Origin of the sequence: Actinokineospora xionganensis (assembly GCF_014323725.1) — a bacterium.
GTDB classification, from domain to species: domain Bacteria; phylum Actinomycetota; class Actinomycetes; order Mycobacteriales; family Pseudonocardiaceae; genus Actinokineospora; species Actinokineospora xionganensis.
Map to the genome: position 1 here is coordinate 110,581 of NZ_JABVED010000004.1, position 23,944 is coordinate 134,524.

A 23,944-nucleotide genomic window follows, 5' to 3' on the forward strand; every position below is an offset into this window, starting at 1 on the left:
CCTCATTTCCGGGTACCCGGCCGGGCGCGGCGCCGCCGCTGTCCTCGGGCCGAACTGGTGGTCAGCAAGTCGGTCGCGGCCCGCGCGGCGCCGTCCGGCGCGAGCGCGGCGGCGAACTGCGCGATGGTGGGGTGTTCGAACAGCACCGCGGGCGCGATGGGGGTGTCGATCAGCTTCTCGACGGCGTGCACCATCGCCATGCCCACCAGCGAGTTGCCGCCCAGGTCGAAGAACGGGTCGTGCACGCCCACCCGGTCGATCCCGAGGAAACCGCCCCACACGTCGGCGATCCGGGTTTCCAGCTCGGTGCGGGGGGCGACGAACTCGGTCCGCAGCCGCGGCCGGGGGAACCGCTCGTTCGCGGGCTTGGCGGCGCCCGCGCCCGCCAGGGCGTCGATGTCGAGCATCGCCGACCAGTCGCGCAGGGCCTCGCGCATCGGCTGGCGGACCGCGACCACCTGGCCGTGGCCGGTGCGGATGATGTCGTCGAGGAAGGCGCAACCGGCCTCGTCGGCGAAGCCCCACTTGCGGCGGTACTCGCGGGCCTTGTCGGCCAGCCCGTTCCCGACGCCCTCGGTCTGCCAGTCGTCGTGCTGCCAGGGTCCCCAGGCCACCGTGACGACCTTCGTCGACTCGGCCGTGGCCGACAGCGCCGCGCCGTAGGCGTCGAGCACCGTGTTGGCCGCGCAGTAGTCGCCCTCGCCGATGCCGCCGAACGCGGTCACCGCCGAGGAGTACAGGACCAGCAGCTCCGGCCGTTCGTCGACGGGGGTGTCGGGGCCGACGAGTTCGGCGAGCGGTCCCATCGCCGAGACCTTGGGCGCGAGGACTTTGCGGGCGTCCTCGACCGTGCGGCGGGCGACCATTCCGCCCGCGGGGGCACCGGCGGCGTGCACGACCCCGGTCAGCGTGCCGAAGTGGTCGCGGCAGGCGCGCAGGGCGGCCCGCAGCTGGTCGGGCACGCCGGCGTCGGCGGCCAGGAGCAGCACCCGCGCGCCCGCGGCCTGAAGGTCGGTGACGTCGGCGCGTCCGGAACGGTTCAGCAGGGCCAGGTTTCGGACACCGGCCTTGACCAGGTGCCTGGCCAGGGCCATGCCGAGGCCCCGGGTCCCGCCCGTGATCAGGTAGACCCCGTCCGGCCGCCACACCGGCTCTTTGCTGTCCACTGTGGACAATTGGGTCCAGTCGGACAGCCAGCGCCTGCCGCGGCGCCAACCCACCACGTCGGCCCGGTCGGCCATCAGCTCGTGGGCGAGTTGCCCGGCGGTGGCGTCCGCGTCGACGTCGACATCGATATCGACACCGTGCCAGGTGAGGCCCGCGTACTCGTGGCGCACGACGCGACCGAGGCCGTGCACGATGGCCCGCCACGGCGCGTGGGCGTCCGCGCCGAGGATCTCCGCGGCGCCCTGGCTGACGGTGAGGAGCCGGACACCGGGGCGCCCGGGCAGATCGCCGAACGCCTGGGCGGCGAGGAGCAGGCTGTCGAAGCCGTACCGGATGGCGTCGGACCCAGTGTCGGACCCAGTGTCGGACCCGCTGTCGGACCCGCTGTCGGCCAGCAGGCTCCACAGGTGCGCGACGCCGACCGGCCCGTCGTCCAGGCAGGCGAAGACCTCGCGGTAGTGCTCAGGGTTCGTCGGGTCGATGACCAGTCTCCGGCCGTCGCGGCGCAGTTCGGTTCCCGCGACCACTTCGACCACCTGCCGGTCGCCTGCGGCGGCCAGGTCGGCGAGCGCCGAGCCGAGCACGCCGTCGGTGAAGACCACCAGCGGACCCGGCAGGTCCAGTGTGGACAGGGCGCGGTCCGGGTCGTGCCGCCAGGTGGGCGCGTAGCACAGGTCCGCAGGCCTGCTCGGCAACGCCTGGGCGACCACGTCGACCTGCTGCTCCGGCCAGAAGGCGGTGCGCTGGAAGGGATAGCTCGGCAGGCTGACGATCTTGGCCGCGCCCTGGTGGGTGGCCGCCCAGTCCACGCCGACGCCGCTCTCCCACAGCCGCCCGCAAGCGGCCAGCAGCTCGGCGCGGTCGTCCGCGCGGTCCGCGGCGACCCAGTGGGCGGGCAGGGTGCCGACACTGTCGACGCCCGCGGTGGGGTGCTGTCGGACCAGACCGCCCAGGGTCTGCCCGGCGCCCAGCTCGACGAACACGTCCACGCCCTCGGCCAGGCAGTGCGCCACGCTGTCGGCGAAGCGGACCGGGCTGATCAGGTGGTCGGCCCAGTAGTCGCGGCTGGTCGCCTCGGCCGCGGTGAGCACGGCGCCGGTGCGGTTGGACACCACGGGCGTGGTCGGCGCGTGCCGGGCGACGGAGTCGACCAGCGCGGCCAGCTTGTCCCGGGCGGGTTCGAGCAGCGACGAGTGGAAGGCGTGCGCGGTGCGCAGGGGACGGGCCACGAGACCCGCGGCGGCCAGCTTCGCCGTGACCGCCTCGATCTCGGCGGCGCCGCCGCTGAGCACGGTCATCGACGGGCCGTTCAGCGCGGCCACGTCGACGTCGGCCGCGGCGATCACCGCCCGGACCTCGGTCTCGCCCGCGGCGACCGCCACCATGGCCCCCGCGGGCGCCTCGGCGATCAGCCGGGCCCGCTCGACCACCACGCGCAGGGCGTCGTCCAGGCTGAACACCCCGGCGAGGCACGCCGCGACGTACTCGCCGAGGCTGTAGCCGACCAGGACGTCGGGCCGCACGCCCCACTGTCCGAGCAGGGTGGCCAGCGCGTATTCGACGGTGAACAGGAACGGGTGCGCGAGTTCGGCGCGGTGCGACGGGTCGTCCTCGGCGCCGACGCGCCCGACCATGGCCGCGAAGCCCGCCGCCGCCCGGTCGTCGGCCGGGAACAACAGCGGGCGCAGATCGATCCCGGACTGGCGCTCGACGATCTCGACGCACCGGTCGACGGCGGCGGCGTAGCCCGGTTCGGTCCGGTACAGCTCGCGTCCCAGACCCGGGTACTGGTCGCCCACGCCCGGCAGCAGGAAGGCCACCTTCGGCCGTCCCTTGGCCCGTCGCGCGTCGACCGCGGTCGATTCGGCGGTCAGCCCGCGCGCCGCGGCCGCGGTGTCGGAGCAGACCAGGGCACGGCGGTAGTCGTGCTCGGCGCGGCCCACGGTCAGCGTGTGCGCCACGTCGGCGAGGTCCAGGCCCGGCTCCGCGCGCAGCCGCTCGGCGAGGCGCTCGGCCTGGGCGCGCAGCGCGGCCGGGGTCGCCGCCGACACCGTGAGCGCGTACGCCGCGGCCCGTCCGCCCTCGGCCGCCCGCTCGGCGGGCGCGGTCTGCAGGACCAGGTGGGCGTTCGTGCCCGACCAGCCGAAGGAGCTGACCCCGGCGATGACGTCGCCGTCGAGCGGCACCGGCGCGGTCGCGGGCCGCACGGTCCCGTCGGCGGGGATCGCGCCCGCCGGGTCCGCGGTGTGCAGGTTCGCGGGCAGCTCGCCGTGCTCGACGGCCAGCACCGCCTTGATCAGCCCGGCCACGCCCGCCGCGGACTGGGTGTGGCCGATGTTGGTCTTCACCGCGCCGACGTGCAACGGGCGCTCCGCCCGCCTGCCGCCGAACACGTCGTGCAGGGCGGCGAGCTCGATGGCGTCGCCCAGCTGGGTGCCGGAGCCGTGGGCCTCCACGAAGGCCACCTCGTCCGGCGACACCCGCGCGGCGGCGAGCGCCCGGCCGATCACGTCGGCCTGGGCGCCGCGGCTGGGCGCGGTGAGGCCGTTGCTGCGGCCGTCCTGGTTGACCGCCGAACCCCGCAGCACCGCGCGGATCCGGCGTCCGTTGCGCAGCGCGGAGGAGAGTCGCTCCAACACCACGACCCCGCCGCCCTCGCCCATGACGTAGCCGTCCGCGGCGCTGTCGAAGGTCTTGCACCGACCGTCCGGGGCGAGCATGGAGGTCGCGCACGCCTGGACGAACGTGTCGGGCTGCATGATCAGGAACGCGCCCGCGGCGACGGCCAGGTCGCATTCGCCGCGGCGCAGGGCCTGCGCGGCCAGGTGCACGCCGACCAGCGACGACGAGCAGGCCGTGTCCAGCGTGACCGCGGGCCCGCGCAGGTCGTAGTGGTAGGCGAGCCTGCCCGCGACCACGCTGGCCGACACGCCCTGGCCGAAGTACGGGTCGGCGGCGACGCCGGGCCCGTGCCGCTCGGTCTGCAGCCGTCCATATTGGACGGTGTCCATGAAGCCGACCATCACCGCGGTTCGGCTGCCCGCCACCCGGGGCGGCGCGATGCCCGCGTTCTCGAAGCCCTCCCACACCAGTTCCATCAGCAGCCGCTGCTGCGGGTCCATCCGCAGCGCCTCCCGCGGGGACAGGCCGAAGAACTCCGCGTCCCACCCGGCCACGTCGGGCAGGAAGGAGCCGTGCCGGGTGTAGACGCCGCCGGTGACGCTCCGGTCCTCGTCGTAGTAGTCGTCGATGTCCCAGCGCGCGGGCGGCACTTCGACGACTCCGGTGCGCCCGTCGCGCAGCAGGTCCCAGAACCCGTCCACGGTGTCGCCGCCACCGGGGTAGCGGCACGCCATGCCGGTGATCGCGATCGGCTCCTGGCCGCCTTCCTCCAGCTCGGCGATGCGCCTGCGGGCGTCGGTGAGCTCGACGGTCGCGCGCTTGAGGTAGTCGCGCAGCTTGTCCTCGGTCGCCATGGGTGCCTCTCAGAGTTCCGTGTCGATGAAGGCGAAGATCTCGTCGTCCGTGGCGGACCGGATCTTGTCCCGCACCCCGTCGCCGCTCTCGGGCCCCGCGCCGAGCCGGGCGAGGGTGCCGTGCAGCAGCGCGATGACTTTCGGCCGAGCCGACTCGTCGGCGTCGAGCATCCGTTGCACCTGTTCGAGCGTGTTTCGCAGCGTGTCCTCCGCCGACGGCGGAGCGGGGGCGATCACCCGGTGCAGGTGTTCGGCCAGCGCGGTGACCGTGGGATGGTCGAAGGCGAGAGTGGCGGGCAGGCGCAGCCCGGTGTCGGCGGTCAGCCGGTTGCGCAGTTCCACCGCACTCAGCGAGTCGAAGCCGAGTTCGTTGAACGTGCGGTCCACGTCGACCGCGCCGGGGTCGGCGTGGCCCAGCGCGGCGGCCACGTGCCCCCGGACCAGGTCGGTGAGGACGTCGCGGGCGTCGTTCTCGGTCATGCCCGCCAGCCGGGTGACCGGGTTGGCGGCGCGGCGCGCCGGGCGGACCAGGCCGCGCAGCACCGGCGGCGGATCGCCGCGCAGGCCCGACAGCGCCCACTTGGCGGCCACCACCAGCGGTTCGCCTCCGGCGAGGGCGGCGTCGAACAGGTCGAGGCCCTGGGCGGTGCTCAGCGGCGCCACGCCCGAGCGGGCCAGCCTGCCCACTTCGGCGGCGGCGAGGTCGCCGGTCATACCGGTGCCCGCTTCCCAGAGACCCCAGGCGATCGCCACCCCGGGCCGCCCGGCGTCGCGGCGCAGGCTGGCCAGCGCGTCCAGGACCGTGTTCGCCGCGGCGTAGTTGCCCTGCCCGGGATTGCCCAGCACACCCGCCAGCGACGAGAACACCACGAACAGGGACACCTCGCCCGCCAGTTCGTGCAGGTGCCAGGCGGCGTCGACCTTCGGCCCGAACACTCTGTCCACATGCGACGGTGTGAGGGCGTCGACCATGGCGTCGTCGAGCACGCCCGCGGCGTGCACCACGCCGGTCACCGGCCGGGCGGCCAGCAACTCGGCCACGGCGGCCCGGTCCGCCACGTCGCAGGCGAGCACCGCGACCGACGCGCCGAGCCCGGTCAGCCGGTCCACCAGTTCGGTCGCGCCGGGGGCGTCCGGACCGCGCCGGGACACCAGGACCAGGTCCCGCACACCATGGCGGACGACCAGGTGTTCGGCGATCTTCGCGCCCAGTCCGCCGGTGCCGCCGGTGATCAGCACGGTCGCGTCGGGGTCGACGACGGCCGGGTCGGGCGCGCCGCGGCGGGCCAGCCTGGGCACCAGGACGACGCCGTCGCGCACCGCGACCTGGGGCTCCCCGGCCGAGACGAGCAGGTCCCAGTCGGCGAATCCCTCGGGGACGTCGGCGAGCACGAAACTGCCGGGATGCTCCGACTGCGCCGACCGGACCAGCCCCCACACCGCCGCGCCCGCCACGTCGGTCACCGTCGGGCCTGCCGCGCCGGTGGTGAGGAACACCAGGCGGGACCCGGCGAACCGGTCGTCGGCGATCCAGGTCCGGATCAGCTCCAGCACCCGGTCCGCCAGCCGCCGGGCAGCGGCCGGGACGTCCACCGAGTCGTCCACACAGGACACAAGAACGTGGTCGGGCACCGTGTCGCCGAGGTCGTCGAGGAAGGCCCAGGTCGGCGGTTCGGTGGAGCTGACCGACAGGGGCGCCCAGTCGAGTCCGTACGGCGGCGGGCCCGGCACCGGGCCGGTCGCCATCGGCCGCACGCGCAGCGCCTCGATGCCCAGCACCGGCTGCCCGGCGTCGTCGGCGGCGTCGACCGAGATGTCGTCGCCCGTGACGACCAGACGCACCCGCAAGGTGGACGCGCCGGCGGAGCCGAGCCGGACGCCGCGGAAGACGAACGGCAGTCGCACCTGGTCGCCCGGGTCGGCCAGGACCACCGTGTGCAGGACGGCGTCGAGCACCGCAGGGTGGACGCCGTAGCCCGCGACGTCGACGGACGCGGCGATCTCGGCGAACAACTCGGGACCGCGCCGCCACATCCCCCGCACGCCTTGGAAAGCGGGCCCGTACTCGTAGCCGAGGTCGGCCAGCCGCTCGTAGGCGGGCTCGACCGGGGTCGCGTCGGCGGGCGGCCACCGGGTCGCCCACTCGCGGACGCCGCCGCTCGTGCCCGCGCCCGCGGTCCCGGACGCGCAGCGCACCCAGGCGCCGTCGATCCGGGCGGACAGGGTCAGCCCGCGGCGCAGGTCGGCACCGGGTGCGGCCACGGTGATCTGCAGGTCGACCGCGCCGGTCAGGACCAGCGGGTGTTGCAGGGTCAGTTCCTCCAGGTGGTCGCAACCGGCCACCCCGGCCGCCTCCAGGGCCAGTTCGACCATGCCCGCGCCGGGGAAGAGCACCGTGCCGTGCACGGCATGCTCGACCAGCCACGGTGCGGTGGCCTGGGACAGCAGGCCGGTGAGCAGGAACCCGCCGTCGGCCTGCGGCACGACCGCGGTGAGCAGCGGGTGCGCCGACCCGCCGACGCCCGCGATGAACCCCGTGCGGCCGGAGTCGTCGAGCCAGTACCGACGCCGGTCGAACGCGTAGGTCGGCAGGTCGCTCCACGGTTCGCGGGCGGCTCCGAGCGCGGTGGTCCAGTCGACCGGGGCGCCGAGCACGTAGGCGGTGGCGGCGGCGGTGAGGAACTGCCGCCGTCCGCCCGCTCCCCGGCGCAGCGAGCCGCACACGCCCGCGGCGGGGGCGAGGTCGCCGAGGTCGCCTGCCAGCACCGGGTGCGGGCTGACCTCGACGAACAGGACGGGTTCGGTGAAGGCCCCGACGGCCTGGCCGAACCGGACGGGATGGCGCAGGTTGTCGTACCAGTACCGAGTCGACAGGTCGGCGGTGTCGATGAAGTCGCCGACCAGCGACGAGCAGAACCGGATGTCCGTGGCCGCGGGCGCGATCCCGGCCAGCACGGTGTCCAGTTCGTCGCGCAGGGCCTCGATGTGCGGGGTGTGGGAGGCGTAGTCCACGCCGACCCGGCGCAGGTGGGCGCGCTCCCCGTGGGCGGCGACGAACTCGTCGAGCGCGGCGGTGTCGCCCGCGAGCACCACACTGCCCGGTCCACTGTGGACGGCGAGCCACAGCCCCTCGGTCAGCAGGTCGCGGACCTGGTCCTCGGGCAGCGCGACGGCCAGCATCCCGCCGGTCCCGGCCAGTCTGGTCAGCGCCTTGCCGCGCAGGGCGACGATCCTGGCCGCGTCGGCGAGCGAGAGCGCGCCGCTGACGTAGGCGGCGGCGATCTCGCCTTGGGAGTGGCCGAGCACGGCCGTGGGCTCGACGCCCACGGAGCGCCACAGCGCGGCCAGCGAGACCATCACGGCGAACAGCACCGGCTGGATCACGTCGGAGCCCGTGGGCACGATCTCGGTGTCGCGCAGGACATCGATCACCGACCAGCCGGTGTGTACCGCGATCGCGTCGGCACACCTGGTCAGCTCGGCGCGGAACACCTCGTCGCCGTCGAGCAGCTCGACCGCCATCCCGGCCCACTGCGATCCCTGTCCGGGGAAGACGAACACCGGTCGCGCGTCGGCGGCGGCCACACCCTCCACAAGGGACGGATGCGACTCGCCCTCGGCCAGCGCGGTGAGCCCGGCGACCAGCTCGTCGCGGTCCCCCGCGACCACCACGGCCCGGTGTTCCATGGCGGCTCGCCGGGCCAGCGCCCGGCCCGCGTCGGCGAGGTCGCCCGCGCCCGCGGCGAAGTCGCGCAACCGGCCCGCCTGCGTCCGCAGCGAGTTCTCGGTGCGCGCGGACAACACCCACACCAGCGGCCCGTCGGCGACCGGCCCGCGCTCGTCGGGCGCCGGGGCTTGTTCCAGGATCACGTGGCCGTTGGTGCCGCTGATGCCGAACCCGGAGACCCCCGCCCGCGCGGGCCTGCCCGCCGCGGGCCACGGCCGCGCCTCGGTCAGCAGCCGGACCGTGTCCGCCGACCAGTCCACGTGCGGGGTCGGCGTGGCCGCGTGCAGTGTCGGGGGCAGCACGCCGTGCCGCAGGGCCATCACGGTTTTGATCACCGCGGCCACCCCGGCCGCCGCCTGGGTGTGCCCGATGTTCGATTTCACCGAGCCCAGCCACAGGGGCCGCTCGGGGTCGCGGCCCCGGCCGTAGGCGGCCAGCAGCGCCTGGGCCTCGATCGGGTCGCCCAGGGTCGTGCCGGTGCCGTGCGCCTCGACGGCGTCGACGTCGCGGGCGTCGAGCCGGGCGTCGGCGAGCGCCTGCCGGATCACCCGCTCCTGCGCGGGCCCGTTGGGCGCGGTCATGCCGTTGCTGCGGCCGTCCTGGTTGATCGCGCTGCCCCGGACCACCGCCCAGATGTGCCGCTTGTTGCGCACGGCGTCGGACAGCCGCTCCAGCAGCAGCACCCCGACCCCCTCGGCCCAGGCCACCCCGTCGGCGGCGGCGGAGAAGGGCTTGCACCGCCCGTCGGGGGCGAGGCCGCGCTGGCGGGAGAACTCGACGAAGGTGTCGGGGGTGGCCATCACCGTGGCGCCGCCCGCGAGGGCGAGCGAGCACTCGCCCTTGCGCAGCGACTGCACGGCCAGGTGCAGGGTGACCAGCGAGGACGAGCAGGCGGTGTCCACGCTGACCGCGGGACCCTCCAGCCCGAAGGTGTAGGCGACGCGTCCGGAAAGGACACTGGGCAGGTTCGAGGTGAGCAGCGTGCCCTCGACCGAGTCGGGCACGCCGCCGAGGAACCGGGCGCCGTAGTAGTCGAACATGACGCCCGCGAACACCGCGGTGCGGCTGCCCGCCACCGCGGCCGGGTCGATGCCCGCACGCTCGAAGACCTCCCAGGTGGTCTCCAGGAACAGCCGGTGCTGCGGGTCGGCGGCCAGCGCGGCGCGCGGGCTCATCCCGAAGAACCCGGCGTCGAAGTCCGCCGCGTCGTGCAGGAACCCGCCGCGGCGGGCGTAGGTGGTGCCCGAGGTGTCCGGGTCCGGGTCGTGGAGTCCGTCGGTGTCCCACCCGCGGTCGGCGGGGAACTCGCCCGTGGCGTCGCCGCCGGAGACGACGAGGTCCCACAGGTCGTCGGGACCGTGCACGCCACCGGGGAACCGGCAGGCCATGCCGATGACGGCGACGGGCTCGTGCTGCCCGTCGGCCACCTCGGTCAGCCGGGTCTCGGTGTCGGCGAGGCGGCGGCGGGTGTCGGCGAGCTCGACGGTCGCCCGTCGGAGATAGGTGCGGAGCTCGTCCTCGGTCGCCATGGTCGGAACCTTTCAACGCGGTGGGGCGGAAAGCCTGGGGCCTATAACTGGTTGTCGATGAAGGCGAAGATCTCCTCATCGGAGGCCGAGTCGACCTTGGCCGCGACGGTCTCGGCCGCGACCACGTCGGCCACCGCCGATCCCGCGCCCGCTCCCCACCGGGCCAGGGTGCTGTGCAGGATCGCGATCAGCGTGGTGCGGGTGGCTTCGTCCTGATCCGGCAGCGACCGGCTCACCTCGTCCAGGCTGGCGCGCAGGATGTCCTCCGACGACGGGGGCGCGGGCGCGAGTGTCCGATGGAGATGGTCGGCGAGGGTGGCGACCGTGGGGTGGTCGAACGCCACCGTCGCGGGCAGCCGCAGGCCGGTCTCGCCGTCGAGCCGGTTGCGCAGCTCCACCGCGGTCAGCGAGTCGAAACCCAGTTCGCTGAACGCGCGGTCCGGGTCGACCGCGTCCGTGCTGGGGTGCGCCAGCACCGCGGCCACGTGCGTGCGAACCAGGTCCAGGACCAGGCGCCTGCCCTCGGACTCGGAGAGCGCGGCCAGCCTGGCGACCAGGCCGCCGTGGTCCGCGGACTGCCCGGTGCTCGCGGCGCGGCGGGGAACGCGCACCAGGCCGCGCAGCATCGGCGACAGCACGCCGCCGTCCGCCCTGGCCCGCAGGCCCGCCGCGTCCCACACGGCCGCCACGACCAGCGGGTCGGCGCAGCCCAGCGCCGCGTCGAACATGCCCAGGCCCTGCTCGGGGGTCAGCGCGCCGACGCCGGAGCGGGCCAGTCGCGCCGCCTCCGCCGGGGTGAGGGCGCCCGACATCCCGGTGTCGGCGTCCCACAGGCCCCAGGCGACCGAGACGGCGGGCAGGCCACGGCGGGTGCGGTGCGCGGCCAGTGCGTCGAGCGCGGTGTTGGCCGCGGCGTAGTTGCCCTGCCCCGGGTTGCCGAGCACACCGGCCAGGGAGGAGAACAGCAAGAACATCGACAACGGGTGGTCACGGGTCAGCTCGTGCAGGTGCCATGCCGCGTCGACCTTCGGGGCGAACACCGTGTCCAGTCGCGACGGTGTGAGCCCTTCGACGGTGGCGTCGTCGAGCACGCCGGCGGTGTGGACCACACCGGTCAGCCGGTGCTCGGCCAGCAGCCGGGCCAGCGCGTCCCGGTCGGACACGTCGCACGCGGCGACGGTGACCGCGGCGGCCCCGAGGCTCTCCAGGTCCGACACCAGGTCCGCCGCGCCGGGCGCGTCCGGTCCGCGCCTGGACACCAGCACCAGGCTCCGGACCCCGTGCTCGGCCACCAGCCTGCGGGCGACAAGCGCGCCCAGGCCACCGGTCCCACCGGTCACCAGCACGGTCCCGTGCGGTTCGGCGACGATCTCCGGCCGCGTCTCCCGGCGGGTGACGCGCGGCACGGTGAGCACGTCGTCGCGGACCAGGATCTGCGATTCCTCGACCGCCAACGCGGCGCCGACCTCCGCCCACCGGCCGAAGTCGGCGGGCGCGTCGACCAGAGCGAACCGGCCGGGGTGCTCGGACTGGGCCGACCGCACCAGGCCCCACACCGCGCCCGCCCCCACGTCATGGGCGTGGGGGCCGACCGCACCGCTGGTGCGGAACACGACCTGGGTCTTGGCGAACCGGTCGTCGGCCGCCCATGCCTGAACCAGTTCCAGCACTCGGCCGGACAGCTCGCGCACGGCCGCCGGAATGTCCAGTGTGGACACGCACGGGACGACGACCCGGTCCGGGATCGGCGTGCCGGCGGCCACCGCGGCGATCAACTCCTCCAGGTCCGCGTACCCGTCCAGGGCCGCGACCGGACCGCCGAGCGACACCCAGCGCGACGCGTCGGGGGCGGACGCGCCGGGGACCGGCACCCAGTCGACACCGTGCGGCACCACACCGGCGGCGGACGCGGGCGCCGGCGACTCCGCCGCCACCGTGCGCACCCGCAGGGACTCGATGCCGAAGGCCAACCGCCCGGCCCCGTCCACCGCCTCGACCTCGACGTCGTCGCCCGAGGTCACCAGCCGGACCCGCAGCGCCGACGCGCCGGAGGCGCACAGCCGCACCCCGCGGAAGACGAACGGCAGCCGCAGTTCCCCGGACCCGCCGGTGAGCACCAGCGGATGGAACGCGGCGTCCAGCAGTGCCGGGTGCACCCCGAAACCGGCGAGGTCCACCTCGGCCGGGGCGGCGATCTCGGCGAAGAGCTCGGCTCCCCGCCGCCACACGCCGCGCACGCCCCGGAAGGCGGGCCCGTACTCGTAACCCACGTTCAGCAGATCGGCGTACCCGCCGTCGATGTCCACAGTGGACGCCTCGGCAGGCGGCCAGGCGCTCGCCCAGGCGCGCGGGGCGTCGGCGGCCGACCCGGCGGCCAGCACGCCCGAGGCGCACCGCACCCAGTCGCCCGCGCCGAGCCGGGAGTAGACCCGCACCGCCCGGTGCTCCCCCGCGTCGAGCACGACCTGCAGGTACAGCTCGCCGTCGGCGGGCAGCACCAGCGGCGCCTCGAACATCAGCTCCTCGACCCGGTCGCAGCCGACCTGCGCACCCGCCTCCAGCACGGCTTCGAGCACCGCCGTTCCCGGCACCACGATCGCCCCGGAGACCTGATGGTCGGCCAGCCAAGGCAGGTCGGTGAGCGACAGCCTGCCGGTGAGGACCAGCCCGCCGCCGTCGCCGATCTCCACCGCGGCGCCCAGCAGTGGGTGGTCGAGTTCGCGCAGGCCGACCGTGGTGACGTCGGCGCGGTCGGCGGGCGGGTAGAGCCAGAACCGTTCCCGGTCGAAGGCGTACACCGGCAGGTCGGTGCCGACGTCGCTGTCCGCGCCCGCGGTGAACAGCGCGGCCCATTCGACGGGGACACCGGCGACACTGGCCTGGGCGAGCGCGTCGAACAGGGCGTCGGCCTCGGGGCGGTCGCGCCGGTGCAGCGCGATCACCGACGCCTCGGGCGCGGAGAGGCACCCGTGGACCATGCCGGAGAGGACCGATGACGGACCGACCTCAAGGAACGTGTTGACGCCGCGCGACTCCAGGCCCTCGACGGTGTCCTGGAAGCGGACCGCGGAACGGATCTGCCGCACCCAGTACTCCGGGTCGGTCCAGGCCAGGTCGGTCCCGAGGTTGGTGACGGACGGGATCGCGGCCGGGGAGAAGGTCGTCTCGGCGAGGACCGCGGCGAACTCGTCGAGCATCGGCTCCATCAGCGGCGAGTGGAAGGCGTGGCTCACCGGCAGCGCGCGAACCCGCCTGCCGAGGTCCTTCCAGTGCGCCGCGACGTCCGCGCAGGCCTCCCGGTCGCCGGAGACGACGACGCTTGTCGGCCCGTTGACCGCGGCGATGCCGATGAGGTGCTCCCGACCCGCCAGGGTCGGCGCGACCTCCTCGGCGGTGGCCTCGATGGCGACCATGGCTCCGGTGGGCAGGGCTTGCATCAGCCGGGCCCGGGCGGTGATCAGCCGGGCGGCGTCGGCCAGGGACCAGATGCCCGCGACGTGGGCGGCGGCGAACTCGCCGACCGAGTGCCCCGCGAGTTGGTCCGGCACCACACCGAGGGAGGCGAGCAGCCCGAACGCGGCCACCTCGTAGGCGAACAGCGCGGGCTGGGTGTAGCGGGTCTCGTCGAGCAGCAGCGCCTCCGGGCTGTCCGGCCGGGCCCACATGACCTCGCGCAGCGGTCGGTCCAGGTGGGCGTCGAGCGCGTCGCACACCTCGTCGAGCGCGTCGGCGAACACGGTGGAGGCCGCGTACAGCCCGCGGCCCATGCCCACCCGCTGCCCGCCTTGGCCGGTGAACAGCAGCGCCACCCTGGCCTTGTCGCGCGCGGTGCCGTGCACGACGTCGGCGACGGAGTCGGCACGCAGGTAGGCGTCCAAGCCGGCGACCAGGGTGTCGCGATCGGCGCCGAGGACCACGGCCCGGTGCTTGAACAGGGCCCGGCCGGTGACCAGGGCGTGCGCGATGTCGACCGGTCGCGCCGTCGCCTCGGCGGCGAACTCGCGCAGCCGGGCGACCTGGGCGCGCAGCGACGTGGCGGTGCGCGCGCTGACGACCCACGCCAGGGGGCCGACGTGCTCGGGCGCCGCCGGCGTGGGGGCGTCGACCAGCGGGCTCGGCGGTTCCGGCCGCTCCTCCAGGATGACGTGGGCGTTCGTGCCGCTGATGCCGAACGACGACACCCCGCAGCGGCGCGGGTGCCCGCGGCGGGTCCATTCCCGCTCCTCGGTCAGCAGCCGGACCGCGCCCGCCGCCCAGTCGACGTGCGGGCTGGGCCGCTCGGCGTGCAGGGTCGGCGGCAGCGTGCCGTGCCGCATGGCCATCACCATCTTGATCACCCCGGCGACCCCGGCGGTGGCCTGGGTGTGCCCGAGGTTGGACTTGATCGAGCCGAGCCACAGCGGCTGGTCGTCCTGCCGGTTCTGCCCGTAGGTGGCGATCAGCGCCTGTGCCTCGATCGGGTCGCCCAGGGTCGTGCCGGTGCCGTGCGCCTCCACCGCGTCGACGTCGCGAGTGTCGAGGCCCGCGTCGGCCAGCGCCTGCTGGATCACCCGTTCCTGGGCGGGCCCGTTGGGCGCGGTCATGCCGTTGCTGCGGCCGTCCTGGTTGACCGCGCTGCCGCGGATGACGGCGAGGATCCGCCTGCGGTTGCGCCGCGCGTCGGCGAGCCGCTCCAGCAGCAGCACACCGACGCCCTCCGACCAGGCCGCGCCATCGCCCTCGGCCGAGAACGCCCGGCACCGGCCGTCGTGGGACAGGGCGCGCTGGCGGCAGAACTCGACGAACGGGTCGGAGGTGGCCATCACCGTGGCCGCCCCGGCGATGGCCAGCGAGCACTCGCCCGCCCGCAGCGCCTGGGCCGCCAGGTGAATCGCGACCAGCGACGACGAGCACGCGGTGTCCAGCGTGACCGCGGGGCCCTCCAGCCCGAAGGTGTAGGAGACGCGTCCGGAAAGGACACTCGGGGCGTTGGACACCATGATGGTGCCTTCGAGCCCCGGCGGCGGGTTTCCGTTGAACCGCAGGGCGTAGTCGTTGTACATGGTGCCCGCGTAGACGCCGGTCCGGCTGCCCGCCAGCGTGGTGGGGTCGATGCCCGCGCGTTCGAACACCTCCCAGCTGGTCTCCAGGAACAGCCGGTGCTGCGGGTCGGTGACCAGCGCGCTGCGCGGGCTCATCTCGAAGAAGCCCGCGTCGAACGCGCCCGCGTCGTCGAGGAACCCGCCGTGCCGGGTGTAGGACTTGCCGAGGGCGTCCGGGTCCGGGTCGTAGAGCCCGTCCAGGTCCCACCCCCGGTCGGCCGGGAACTCGCCGATCGCGTCCACTTTGGACGCCACCAGGTCCCACAGCCCCTCCGGGCCGCGCACCCCGCCGGGGAAGCGGCAGGCCATGCCGACGATGGCGATCGGCTCGTGGCGGCCGTCCTCGATCTCGGTCAGCCTGCGACGCGCCTCGGTGAGGTCGACGGTAACGCGCTTGAGGTAGTCGCGGAGCTTGTCCTCGGTCGCCATGGGAACGGGCCTTTCGCCGAACGGAAGCGGATCAGAGCTGGGTGTCGATGAAAGCGAAGATCTCGTCGTCCGAAGCGGAGTGGATCTTCTCCTGGACGCCGGGGGCGCCGTTGTGGCCCGCGCCGAGCCGGGCGAGCGCGCTGTGCAGGATGGCGACGATCTTCGTTCGGCCCCCTTCGTCCTCTTCGGACAGAGTGCGGCGCACCTCGTCGAGCGTCGCGCGCAACGCGTCCTCCGGGGACGGAGCGGCGGGCGCGAGCGTCCGGTGCAGGTAGTCGGCGAGCCCGGCCACCGTCGGATGGTCGAAGGCCACGGTCGCGGGCAGCCGCAGGCCGGTGGCGCCGTCGAGCCGGTTGCGCAGTTCCACGGCGGTGAGCGAGTCGAAGCCCATCTCCCGGAACGTGCGGTCCACCTCGACCGCGTCCGCGCTCGGCAGCGCCAACGCGGCGGCGACGTGGGCGCGCACCGCGTCCACGACCGCGGCGCGCGCGGCCGGTTCGGTCATCGTGGCCAGGCCCGCCGCCAATCCGCCCGACCCGGTCGCGGCGGACGGGGTGGCCGCGACGGCCACCCGGCGCGGCGCGCGCACCAGGCTCCGCAGCGCCGGCGGCAGGTCGCCCGCCGCCGCCCGGGCCCGCAGTCCGGCTTTGTCCCAGCGGGCCGCCACGGCGACCGGCTCGGGCGCGTCGATCACCGCGTCGAAGAGGTCGAGGCCCTGCTCGGTGCTCAGCGGGGCGATACCCGCGCGAGCGAGCCTGGACCGGTCGGCTTCGCCGAGATCCCCGGTCATGCCGGTGGCCAGGTCCCACAGTCCCCAAGCGACCGACACGGCGGGCAGTCCCAGGGACCGGCGGTGCCGCGCCAGGCCGTCGAGGAACACGTTGGCCGCGGCGTAGTTCCCCTGGCCCGCGCCACCGATCAGGCCCGACACCGAGGAGAACAGCAGGAACAGCGCGAGCGGCCGGTCGCGGGTCAGCTCGTGCAGCGTCCAGGCGGCGTCCACCTTCGGCGCGAACACGGTGTCCACTGTGGACGCCGACAGCCCGTCGACGGTGGCGTCATCCACGACGCCCGCCGCGTGCAGCACGCCGGTCAGCGGCCGGTCGGCGGGCACCGAGCCCAGCAGGCGCTTCAGCGCCCGGGGGTCGGAGACGTCGCAGGCGACGACAGTCACGTCCGCGCCGAGGTCGGTGAGGTCGGCGACCAGGGCGGCCGCGCCGGGCGCGTCCGGGCCGCGGCGCGAGGCCAGCAGCAGGTGCCGGACCCCGTGCCCGGTGACGAGCCTGCGCGCGGCGAGCGCGCCGACCCCGCCGGTTCCCCCGGTCACCAGCACCGTGCCCGCCGCGAGCGCGGGCTCGGTGGCGGGAGGCGGTTCCGTCGACACGGCGGGTCGCTGGATGAGGCGTGGCACCCGGATCGAGCCGTCGTGGAGAGCGATCTGTGATTCGCCCGCCGCCATGGCCGCGGCGACCAGACCCCATCCGGGATCCGTCAAGCCGCCGTCGCGGTCCAAGTCGACCAGGACGAACCGGCCTGGGTGTTCGGTCTGCGCCGATCGCACCAGGCCCCACAGCGGGCCGCTGACGACACCTCGCAGATCCTGGGCGGCCACCGCGTCGGCGGTCACGAACACCAGCCTGCTGCCGGCGAACCGCTCGTCGCCGACCCAGCCCTGCACGACGTCCAGCGCGCCGTACATCCCCTCGCGCACCGCGAACGGAACGTCGTCGGCGTAGACCTCGGGCTGGTAGGGCACGACGACGATCCCGGGAACGTCGCCGGCGGTCGTCTCGGCCAGGGACGGCAGGTCGTAATAGAGGGCGACCTCCGCGCCCGCCGCGCCCAGCTGAGTCGCGGTGTCCGCGGCCATGCCGCCGTCGCCGACCACGGCGAGCCGTTGCCCGACCAGGTCCACTTCGGACAGGGCGAGTTCGGTCCAGTCGACGGTGTGGACGATCGCGTCCGGCCGGGCCGCCGCCTGCCGCCGGGGCGCCCGGCGCAGGGTCAGCTCGTCGACACCCGCGACCCACTCGCCCGTGCCGTCGTGCGCGGTGAGAGCGAAGCGGTCGGCGGACAGTGCCCGGAGGCGGACGCGGAGCGAGTCCGCGCCGAGTGCGCCGACCCGCACGCCGGCGAAGGCGAAGGGGAACACCAGGGTGTCCGGGTCGGCGTCGGCGAGGGCGTCGAGCACCAGCGGGTGCAGGGCCGCGTCCAGCAGCGCCGGGTGCAGCGCGAACGCGGACGCGTCGGTGCGCACGCCGTCCGGCAGCCGCACTTCGACGCAGAGATCGGTGTCGGTGCGCCAGGCCCCGGTGAGCCCTCGGAACGCCGGGCCGTAGTCGTAGCCGAGGTCGGCCAGCCGCTCGTACGCCGAGTCGAGATCGATCGCGACCGCGTCGGCGGGCGGCCACAGGGTGAGCCGGTCTGCGGGCGGCGGCCCGGCGACGCCCAGCGTCCCGCTCGCGTGTCGGGTCCACGGGGAGTCGTCATCCGGCCGGGCGTACACCGCGACCTCCCGGCTCTCGTCGTCGTCCGGGCCGCCGACGACCACTTGCAGTTGGACCGCACGGCGGTCCGAGAGGTCCACCGGCGCTTCCAGGGTCAGGTCGTCGATCCGGTCGCAGCCCGCGGCGTCGGCCGCGGCGAGCGCCAACTCGACGAACGCGGTGCCGGACAACAGAACCGTGCCGTCCACGGCGTGGTCGGCCAGCCACGGTGTGGTGCCGGACGACAGCTTCGCGGTGATCAGCCTGCCGTCGCCCGCGGCCAGCGGCAGCACCGAGCCGAGCAGCGGGTGCCGGGAGGCGGTCGTGTCGGCGGCGGCGGGGTCGAGCCAGAACCGGCGTCGGTCGAAGGCGTAGCCGGGCAGCGCGACCGGCCCGCGGGGCCGTCCGAGAAGGGCGGTCCAGTCGACGTCGGCGCCGAAGACGAACGCCTCGCCGACCGCGGCGAGGAAGCGGTCCAGGCCGCCGTCGCCGCGCCGCAGCGAGCCGATCGCCCGGGTGTCGAGGGTGTCGCGGACGTGGCCGGTCAGCACCGGGTGCGGGCTGGCCTCGATGAACAAGGGGGTGCCGTAGCCGTCGAAGGCCCGGATCGCCTGCTCGAACAGCACGGGGTGGCGCAGACCGCGGTACCAGTAGTCGGCGGTCAGCTCGGCCGGGTCGAGGAAGCCGCCCGCCAGCGACGAGCAGAACCCGACCTCCGTCGATCGCGGGAGCATGTCCCGGGCGATGGCGAGCAGGTCGTCGTGGAGGGCCTCGATGTGCGGGGTGTGGGCGGCGTAGTCGATGGCCACGGCGCGAGCGCGGACGGAGTCGTCGCAGGCGGCGGCGAGCGCGGCGAGCGCGTCCGGGTCACCGGCGACCACCGTGCTCTCGGGTCCACTGTGGATCGCCGACCAGAGCCGGTCCGCCCAGGGGGCGATGAGTTCCGCGGCCCGGACGGCCGACACGGACAGGGCGAGCATGCCGCCGGTCCCGGTGAGCGACATCAGCGCCTTCGCCCGCCGCGACACGAGTTCGGCGGCGTCGTCGAGGCTGAGCACGCCGGCGACGCACGCCGCGGTGATCTCGCCCTGGGAGTGCCCGATGACGGCGGCGGGTTCGACACCAGCCGAGCGCCACACTGCGGCGAGCGACACCATCACCGCGAACAGCACGGGCTGGATCACGTCGGAGCCTTCGAGGGCCGGGGCGTCCTCGGCCCCGCGCAGCACGTCCGCCACAGACCACCCGGTGTGCGGTTCCAAGGCCTTGGCGCAGCGGGCCAGCTCGTCGCGGAACACCGTGCTGTTCTCCAGCAGGTCGACCGCCATCCCGGGCCACTGCGAACCCTGGCCGGGGAAGACGAACACCGGCCGCACGTCGGAGCAGGCCACACCGGTGACGAGCGCCGAGTGCGGGGCGCCCTCGGCGAGCGCGGCCAGACCGGCCAACAGCTGCTCCCGGTCGCGGCCGACGACGACGGCCCGGTGGTCGAACCGCGTGCGGCAGGCCAACGCGCGGGCGACCGCGGGCAGGTCGGCATCCGCGGCACGCTCGGCGTGGTCGCGCAGGCGCACGGCTGTCGCCCGCAGCGACGCCTCGGTGCGGGCGGACAGGACCCACACCAGCGGACCGGTCAGGGCCTCCGGCTCGTCGGCTGCCTCGGGGGCGCGCTCGATGACGATGTGGGCGTTGGTGCCGCTGATGCCGAAACTCGACACCCCGGCGCGCAGCGGCCGGTCCCCTGGCAGGTCGACGGGTTCGGTGAGCAGCCGCACGGACTCGCCGCTCCAGTCGACCCGGCCGGTCGGCTCGGCCGCGTGCAGCGTGCGGGGCAGCTTCCGATGGGTCAGCGCCTGCACCATCTTGATGACGCCGCCGACCCCGGCCGCGGCCTGGGTGTGGCCGATGTTGGACTTGAGCGAGCCCAGCCAGAGCGGGCGCTCGGCGGGCCGGTCGCCGCCGTAGGCCGCCACCAGCGCCTCGGCCTCGATCGGGTCGCCCAGCCGGGTTCCGGTGCCATGCGCCTCCACAGCGTCCACTTCGGACGGCTCCAGCCCCGCGTCGGCCAGCGCCAGGCGGATCACCCGTTCCTGGGACGGGCCGTTGGGCGCGGTCAGCCCGTTCGTCCGGCCGTCCTGGTTGACCGCGGCGCCGCGGACGACGGCGAGCACCGGGTGCCCGTTGCGCAGCGCGTCGGAACGTCGTTCCAGCAGCAGCATTCCCGCGCCCTCAGCCCAGGCCGTGCCGTCGGCCGACTCGGCGAACGCCTTGCAGCGGCCGTCGGCGGCCAACCCGCCCTGTCGGCTGAACTCGACGAACATGCCGGGGGTGGACATCACGGTCGCGCCACCGGCCAGCGCCAGGGCGCACTCGCCGCGGCGCAGCGCCGCGACGGCGAGGTGGATGGCCACCAGCGACGACGAGCACGCGGTGTCCACGGTGAGCGCGGGCCCCTGAAGGCCCAGGTGGTAGGCGATCCGGCCGGAGACGACGCTGAGCGCGGTCCCGGTGAGCAGGTGCCCGTCGGCCGTCCCGTCCGGCTGGTGCAGGCGCGGGCCGTAGTCGGGGGCCATGGCGCCGACGAACACACCGGTGTCGGTCCCGTCGAGCGACGTCGGGTCCAGGCCCGCGCGCTCGACGGTCTCCCAGCAGACCTCCAGCAGCAGGCGCTGCTGCGGGTCCATGGCGGTCGCCTCGCGCGGGCTGATGCCGAAGAACGCGGCGTCGAACCGGTCGGCGTCGTGCAGGAAGCCGCCGTGCCGGGTCTGGCTGGCGCCCGACCGCGCCGGGTCGTCGGCGAACAGTGAGGCGAGATCCCAGCCGCGGTCGGTGGGAAACCCGGTGATCGCGTCGGTCCCGCTGTCGACGAGCCGCCACAGGTCCTCCGGCGTGGCCACCCCACCGGGGTAGCGGCAGCCCATGGCGACGATGACGATCGGGTCCTCGGCCGCGCCGCGGACGGGCTCGGCGGCCGGCGTGCGCGGGCCGCCCTTGGTCAGCGCCCGCAGGTGTGCGACGAGGCGTTGCGGGGTGGGGTGGTCGAACAACAGGCCGGTGGTCAGCGGCAGACCGGTGGCCGCGCGCAGGCGGTCACGCAGCTCGACCGCCGTGGTGGAGTCGATCCCGAGGTCCTTGAACGTCCATGTGGGACGGATCGCTGCGGTGTCCGGGTGCCCGAGCACGGCCGCGGCGCACGAGAGCACCAGTGCGCGCAGGTCACGCTGCTCGGGAAGGCCCGGGGCGGCTGGGGTCCGCTGCCCGCCGGACCAGTGCCGGTCCCGGCGGAAGGCATAGGTGGGCAGGTCGATCAGCTGCGACCGGACGACCTCGACCGGACCGGTCCAGTCCACCGGCGCGCCGGCGACGTGGGCTTCGGCCAAGGCCAGGCGCATCCGCTCCGGTCCGCCCGCCGAGCGCCGCAGGGTGCCGACGGCGGTCGCGCTCCGCTCGGCTTCCTCGATGGCCTCTTCGACGGCGTTGACCAGCACCGGGTGCGGACTGCACTCGACGAACAGGTCGGTGTCGGCCCGCAGCGCGTGCTGGACCGCCGCGGCGAACCGGACCGGTCGCCGCAGGCTCTGGTACCAGTAGTCGGCGTCGAGCCGCGCGGTGTCGATCGGTTCACCGGTGAGAGTGGAGATGAACAGCGGGTCGGTGGACACCGGCCGGATCGGGGCGAGAGCAGAGCGGATCTCGTCGCGGACATCCTCGACCGCGGCCGAGTGCGAGGCGTAGTCGACCGGGACGATCTTCGCGTGGTACCCGGCCGCGTCGAACTCGGCCCGCAGCGCGGCCAGCGCCGCACTCTCACCGGAGACGACCACCGAGCGGGGCCCGTTGACCGCGGCGACGTCCGCGCGGCCCGCCGACAGGGACTCGACCACGTCCAGTGGCGCCGCGACGGACAGCATCCCCCCGCGACCGGCGATGGCCCGGATCGCCTTGGCGCGCAACGCGACCACTCGCGCACCGTCCTCGACGGACAGCGCGCCCGCGACGGTGGCGGCGGCGATCTCGCCCTGCGAGTGGCCGATCAAGACCCGAGGGATCACGCCGTTGGCCCGCCACACCTCGGCGAGCGACACCATGACCGCCCACAACGCGGGCTGCACGACGTCGACCCGGTCGAACCCGGGTCCTCCGGGGACCCCGCGCAGCACGTCGAGCAGGGAGTACTCCACGAAGGGGTCGACCGCCGCCGCGCACTCGGCGATCCGGTCGGCGAAGGCGGGGACACCGAGCAGGCCGCGGGCCATCTCCGGCCACTGCGATCCCTGCCCGGGAAAGGTGAAGGCGATCCGCTCGGCGGAGCCGGAGCCGCAGACCACCGAGGGGTCGGGCCTGCCGTCGGCGAGGGCGGCCAGGCTCGCGGCGCGGTCGTCGCCGATGACGACGGCCCGGTGCTCGAACGCGGCGCGGCCGCGCGCCAGGGCGATGGCGACCTCGGCCGCCGCGACTTCGTCGGGGTGGATCAGGTCGTGTAATCGGCGGGCCTGCGCTCGCAGCGCGTCCGCGGTGCGCGCCGAGAGCACCCAGGCGTCGTCCGCGACGACGACGGGTTGGCGCGCGGGCTCGGCGGGCGCCGCGCCGAGGACGAGGTGGCAGTTGGTGCCGCCCATGCCGAACGAGCTGACCCCGACCAGCGGTCGGGCGGGCAGGGCGGTGGTGACGTCGGCGACGCGAAGGCCCAGTTCCGCCAACGGGATCCGCGGATTCGGCGTCTGAAAGTGCAGGCTGGGCGGCACTTCGGCGTGCTTGACGCTCAGCGCGGCCTTGAGCAGGCCCGCGATCCCGGCCGCGCCCTCCAGGTGGCCGATGTTGGTCTTCACCGAGCCGACAAGCAGTGGCTCGGGCCCAGGGCCGCCGAGCGCGGCGCCGAGGGCGGCGGCCTCGATCGGGTCGCCCACCGGGGTTCCGGTGCCGTGCAGCTCGACGTAGCGCAGCTCGGCCGGACGGACCCCGGCCCGCGCGCAGGCGAGTTCGATCACTTCCGTCTGCGCCCGCGGATTCGGCGAGGTGAGCCACTCGCCGCCGCCGTCGTTGTTGACCGCGCCGCCGAGGATCACGCAGTGCACGACGTCGCCGTCCCGCACGGCCGCGGACAGCGGCTTGAGGACGACGAGGCCGCCGCCCTCACCGCGCACGTAACCGTTGGCCCGGCTGTCGAAGGTGTGACAGCGCCCGTCCGGCGACAGCGCGCCGAACCGGCCGATCGCCGCGGTCGTCTCGGCGAGCAGGTTGAGGTTCACCCCGCCGGCGATGGCCAGGTCCGTCTCGCCCCGCCCCAGGCTCTCGCAGGCCAGCTGCACGGCGACGAGCGATGCGGACTGTCCACTGTCGAGGGTCAGGCTGGGACCGCGCAGCCGCAGGAAGTAGGAGACGCGGTTGGCGATGACCGACCGGTGGGCGCCGGTGTAGCTGTGCCTGCCCACCTCGGCGGCCAGGGCGGCGTAGTCGTTGGAGATGGCGCCGACGAACACACCCGCGGCGGTCCCCCGGAGATCCGCGGGCACGATCCGCGCGTTCTCCAGGGCCTCCCAGGCGAGTTCGAGGGTCAGCCGCTGCTGGGGGTCCATGGCAGCGGCCTCGTTCGGGGAGATGCCGAAGAAGGCGGCGTCGAAGCGGTCGACGTCCTCGATGAAGCCGCCGCGGCGGTAGTCCGGCACGGCCTGGCTGGGCCACCGGGACTCCGACGCCTCGGTCACCGCGTCGACACCCTCGCGCAGCAGCCGCCAGAACGCGTCGGGGTCGCCCGCCCCCGGCAGCCTGCAGGACATGCCGATGACGGCGATCGGCTCCGCCGTCGCACGGGAACGGTCCTCGCGCACATCACCAACCATCGAACGCCACCTAAGTATTCGGCCGATTTTCGGTGGGGAATCCACCGGGAGAAATACCCGCGGTAATAGTCGCCATTTCGTGGGTAAAGCATCTTCGTGTCACCCGATCGTGTCAACGAAACGAAGGTCGGGGCCGGTGGCAACAAATGCCCAGAAGAATAGGCCTGCGCGTGGGCTTGACGATGCGGGAGAAATGTTCCTACTGTCCC

General features: G+C 74.6%; 2 protein-coding genes and 2 pseudogenes. All 4 read right to left on the reverse strand.

What is annotated here, in order from left to right; genetic code table 11:
- Positions 1-2: 2 nt before the first annotated feature.
- The 4 genes and pseudogenes from GPZ80_RS09330 to GPZ80_RS09345 all read right to left on the reverse strand — a co-directional run bounded on the left by GPZ80_RS09330 (position 3) and on the right by GPZ80_RS09345 (position 23,735).
- Positions 3-4,643 (reverse strand): type I polyketide synthase, encoded by a 4,641-nt coding sequence (locus GPZ80_RS09330; protein ID WP_187219892.1) that lies wholly within the window; start codon positions 4,641-4,643, stop codon positions 3-5.
- Between the two features lie 9 nt (positions 4,644-4,652).
- Positions 4,653-9,863, reverse strand: a pseudogene (locus GPZ80_RS09335) (type I polyketide synthase); the annotation flags it as partial.
- Between the two features lie 77 nt (positions 9,864-9,940).
- Positions 9,941-15,403, reverse strand: a pseudogene (locus GPZ80_RS09340) (SDR family NAD(P)-dependent oxidoreductase); the annotation flags it as partial.
- A 37-nt stretch (positions 15,404-15,440) separates the two neighbouring features.
- Entirely contained in the window at positions 15,441-23,735 is an 8,295-nt protein-coding gene (locus GPZ80_RS09345; RefSeq protein ID WP_187219895.1) for a type I polyketide synthase, read from the reverse strand.
- Positions 23,736-23,944: the final 209 nt, after the last annotated feature.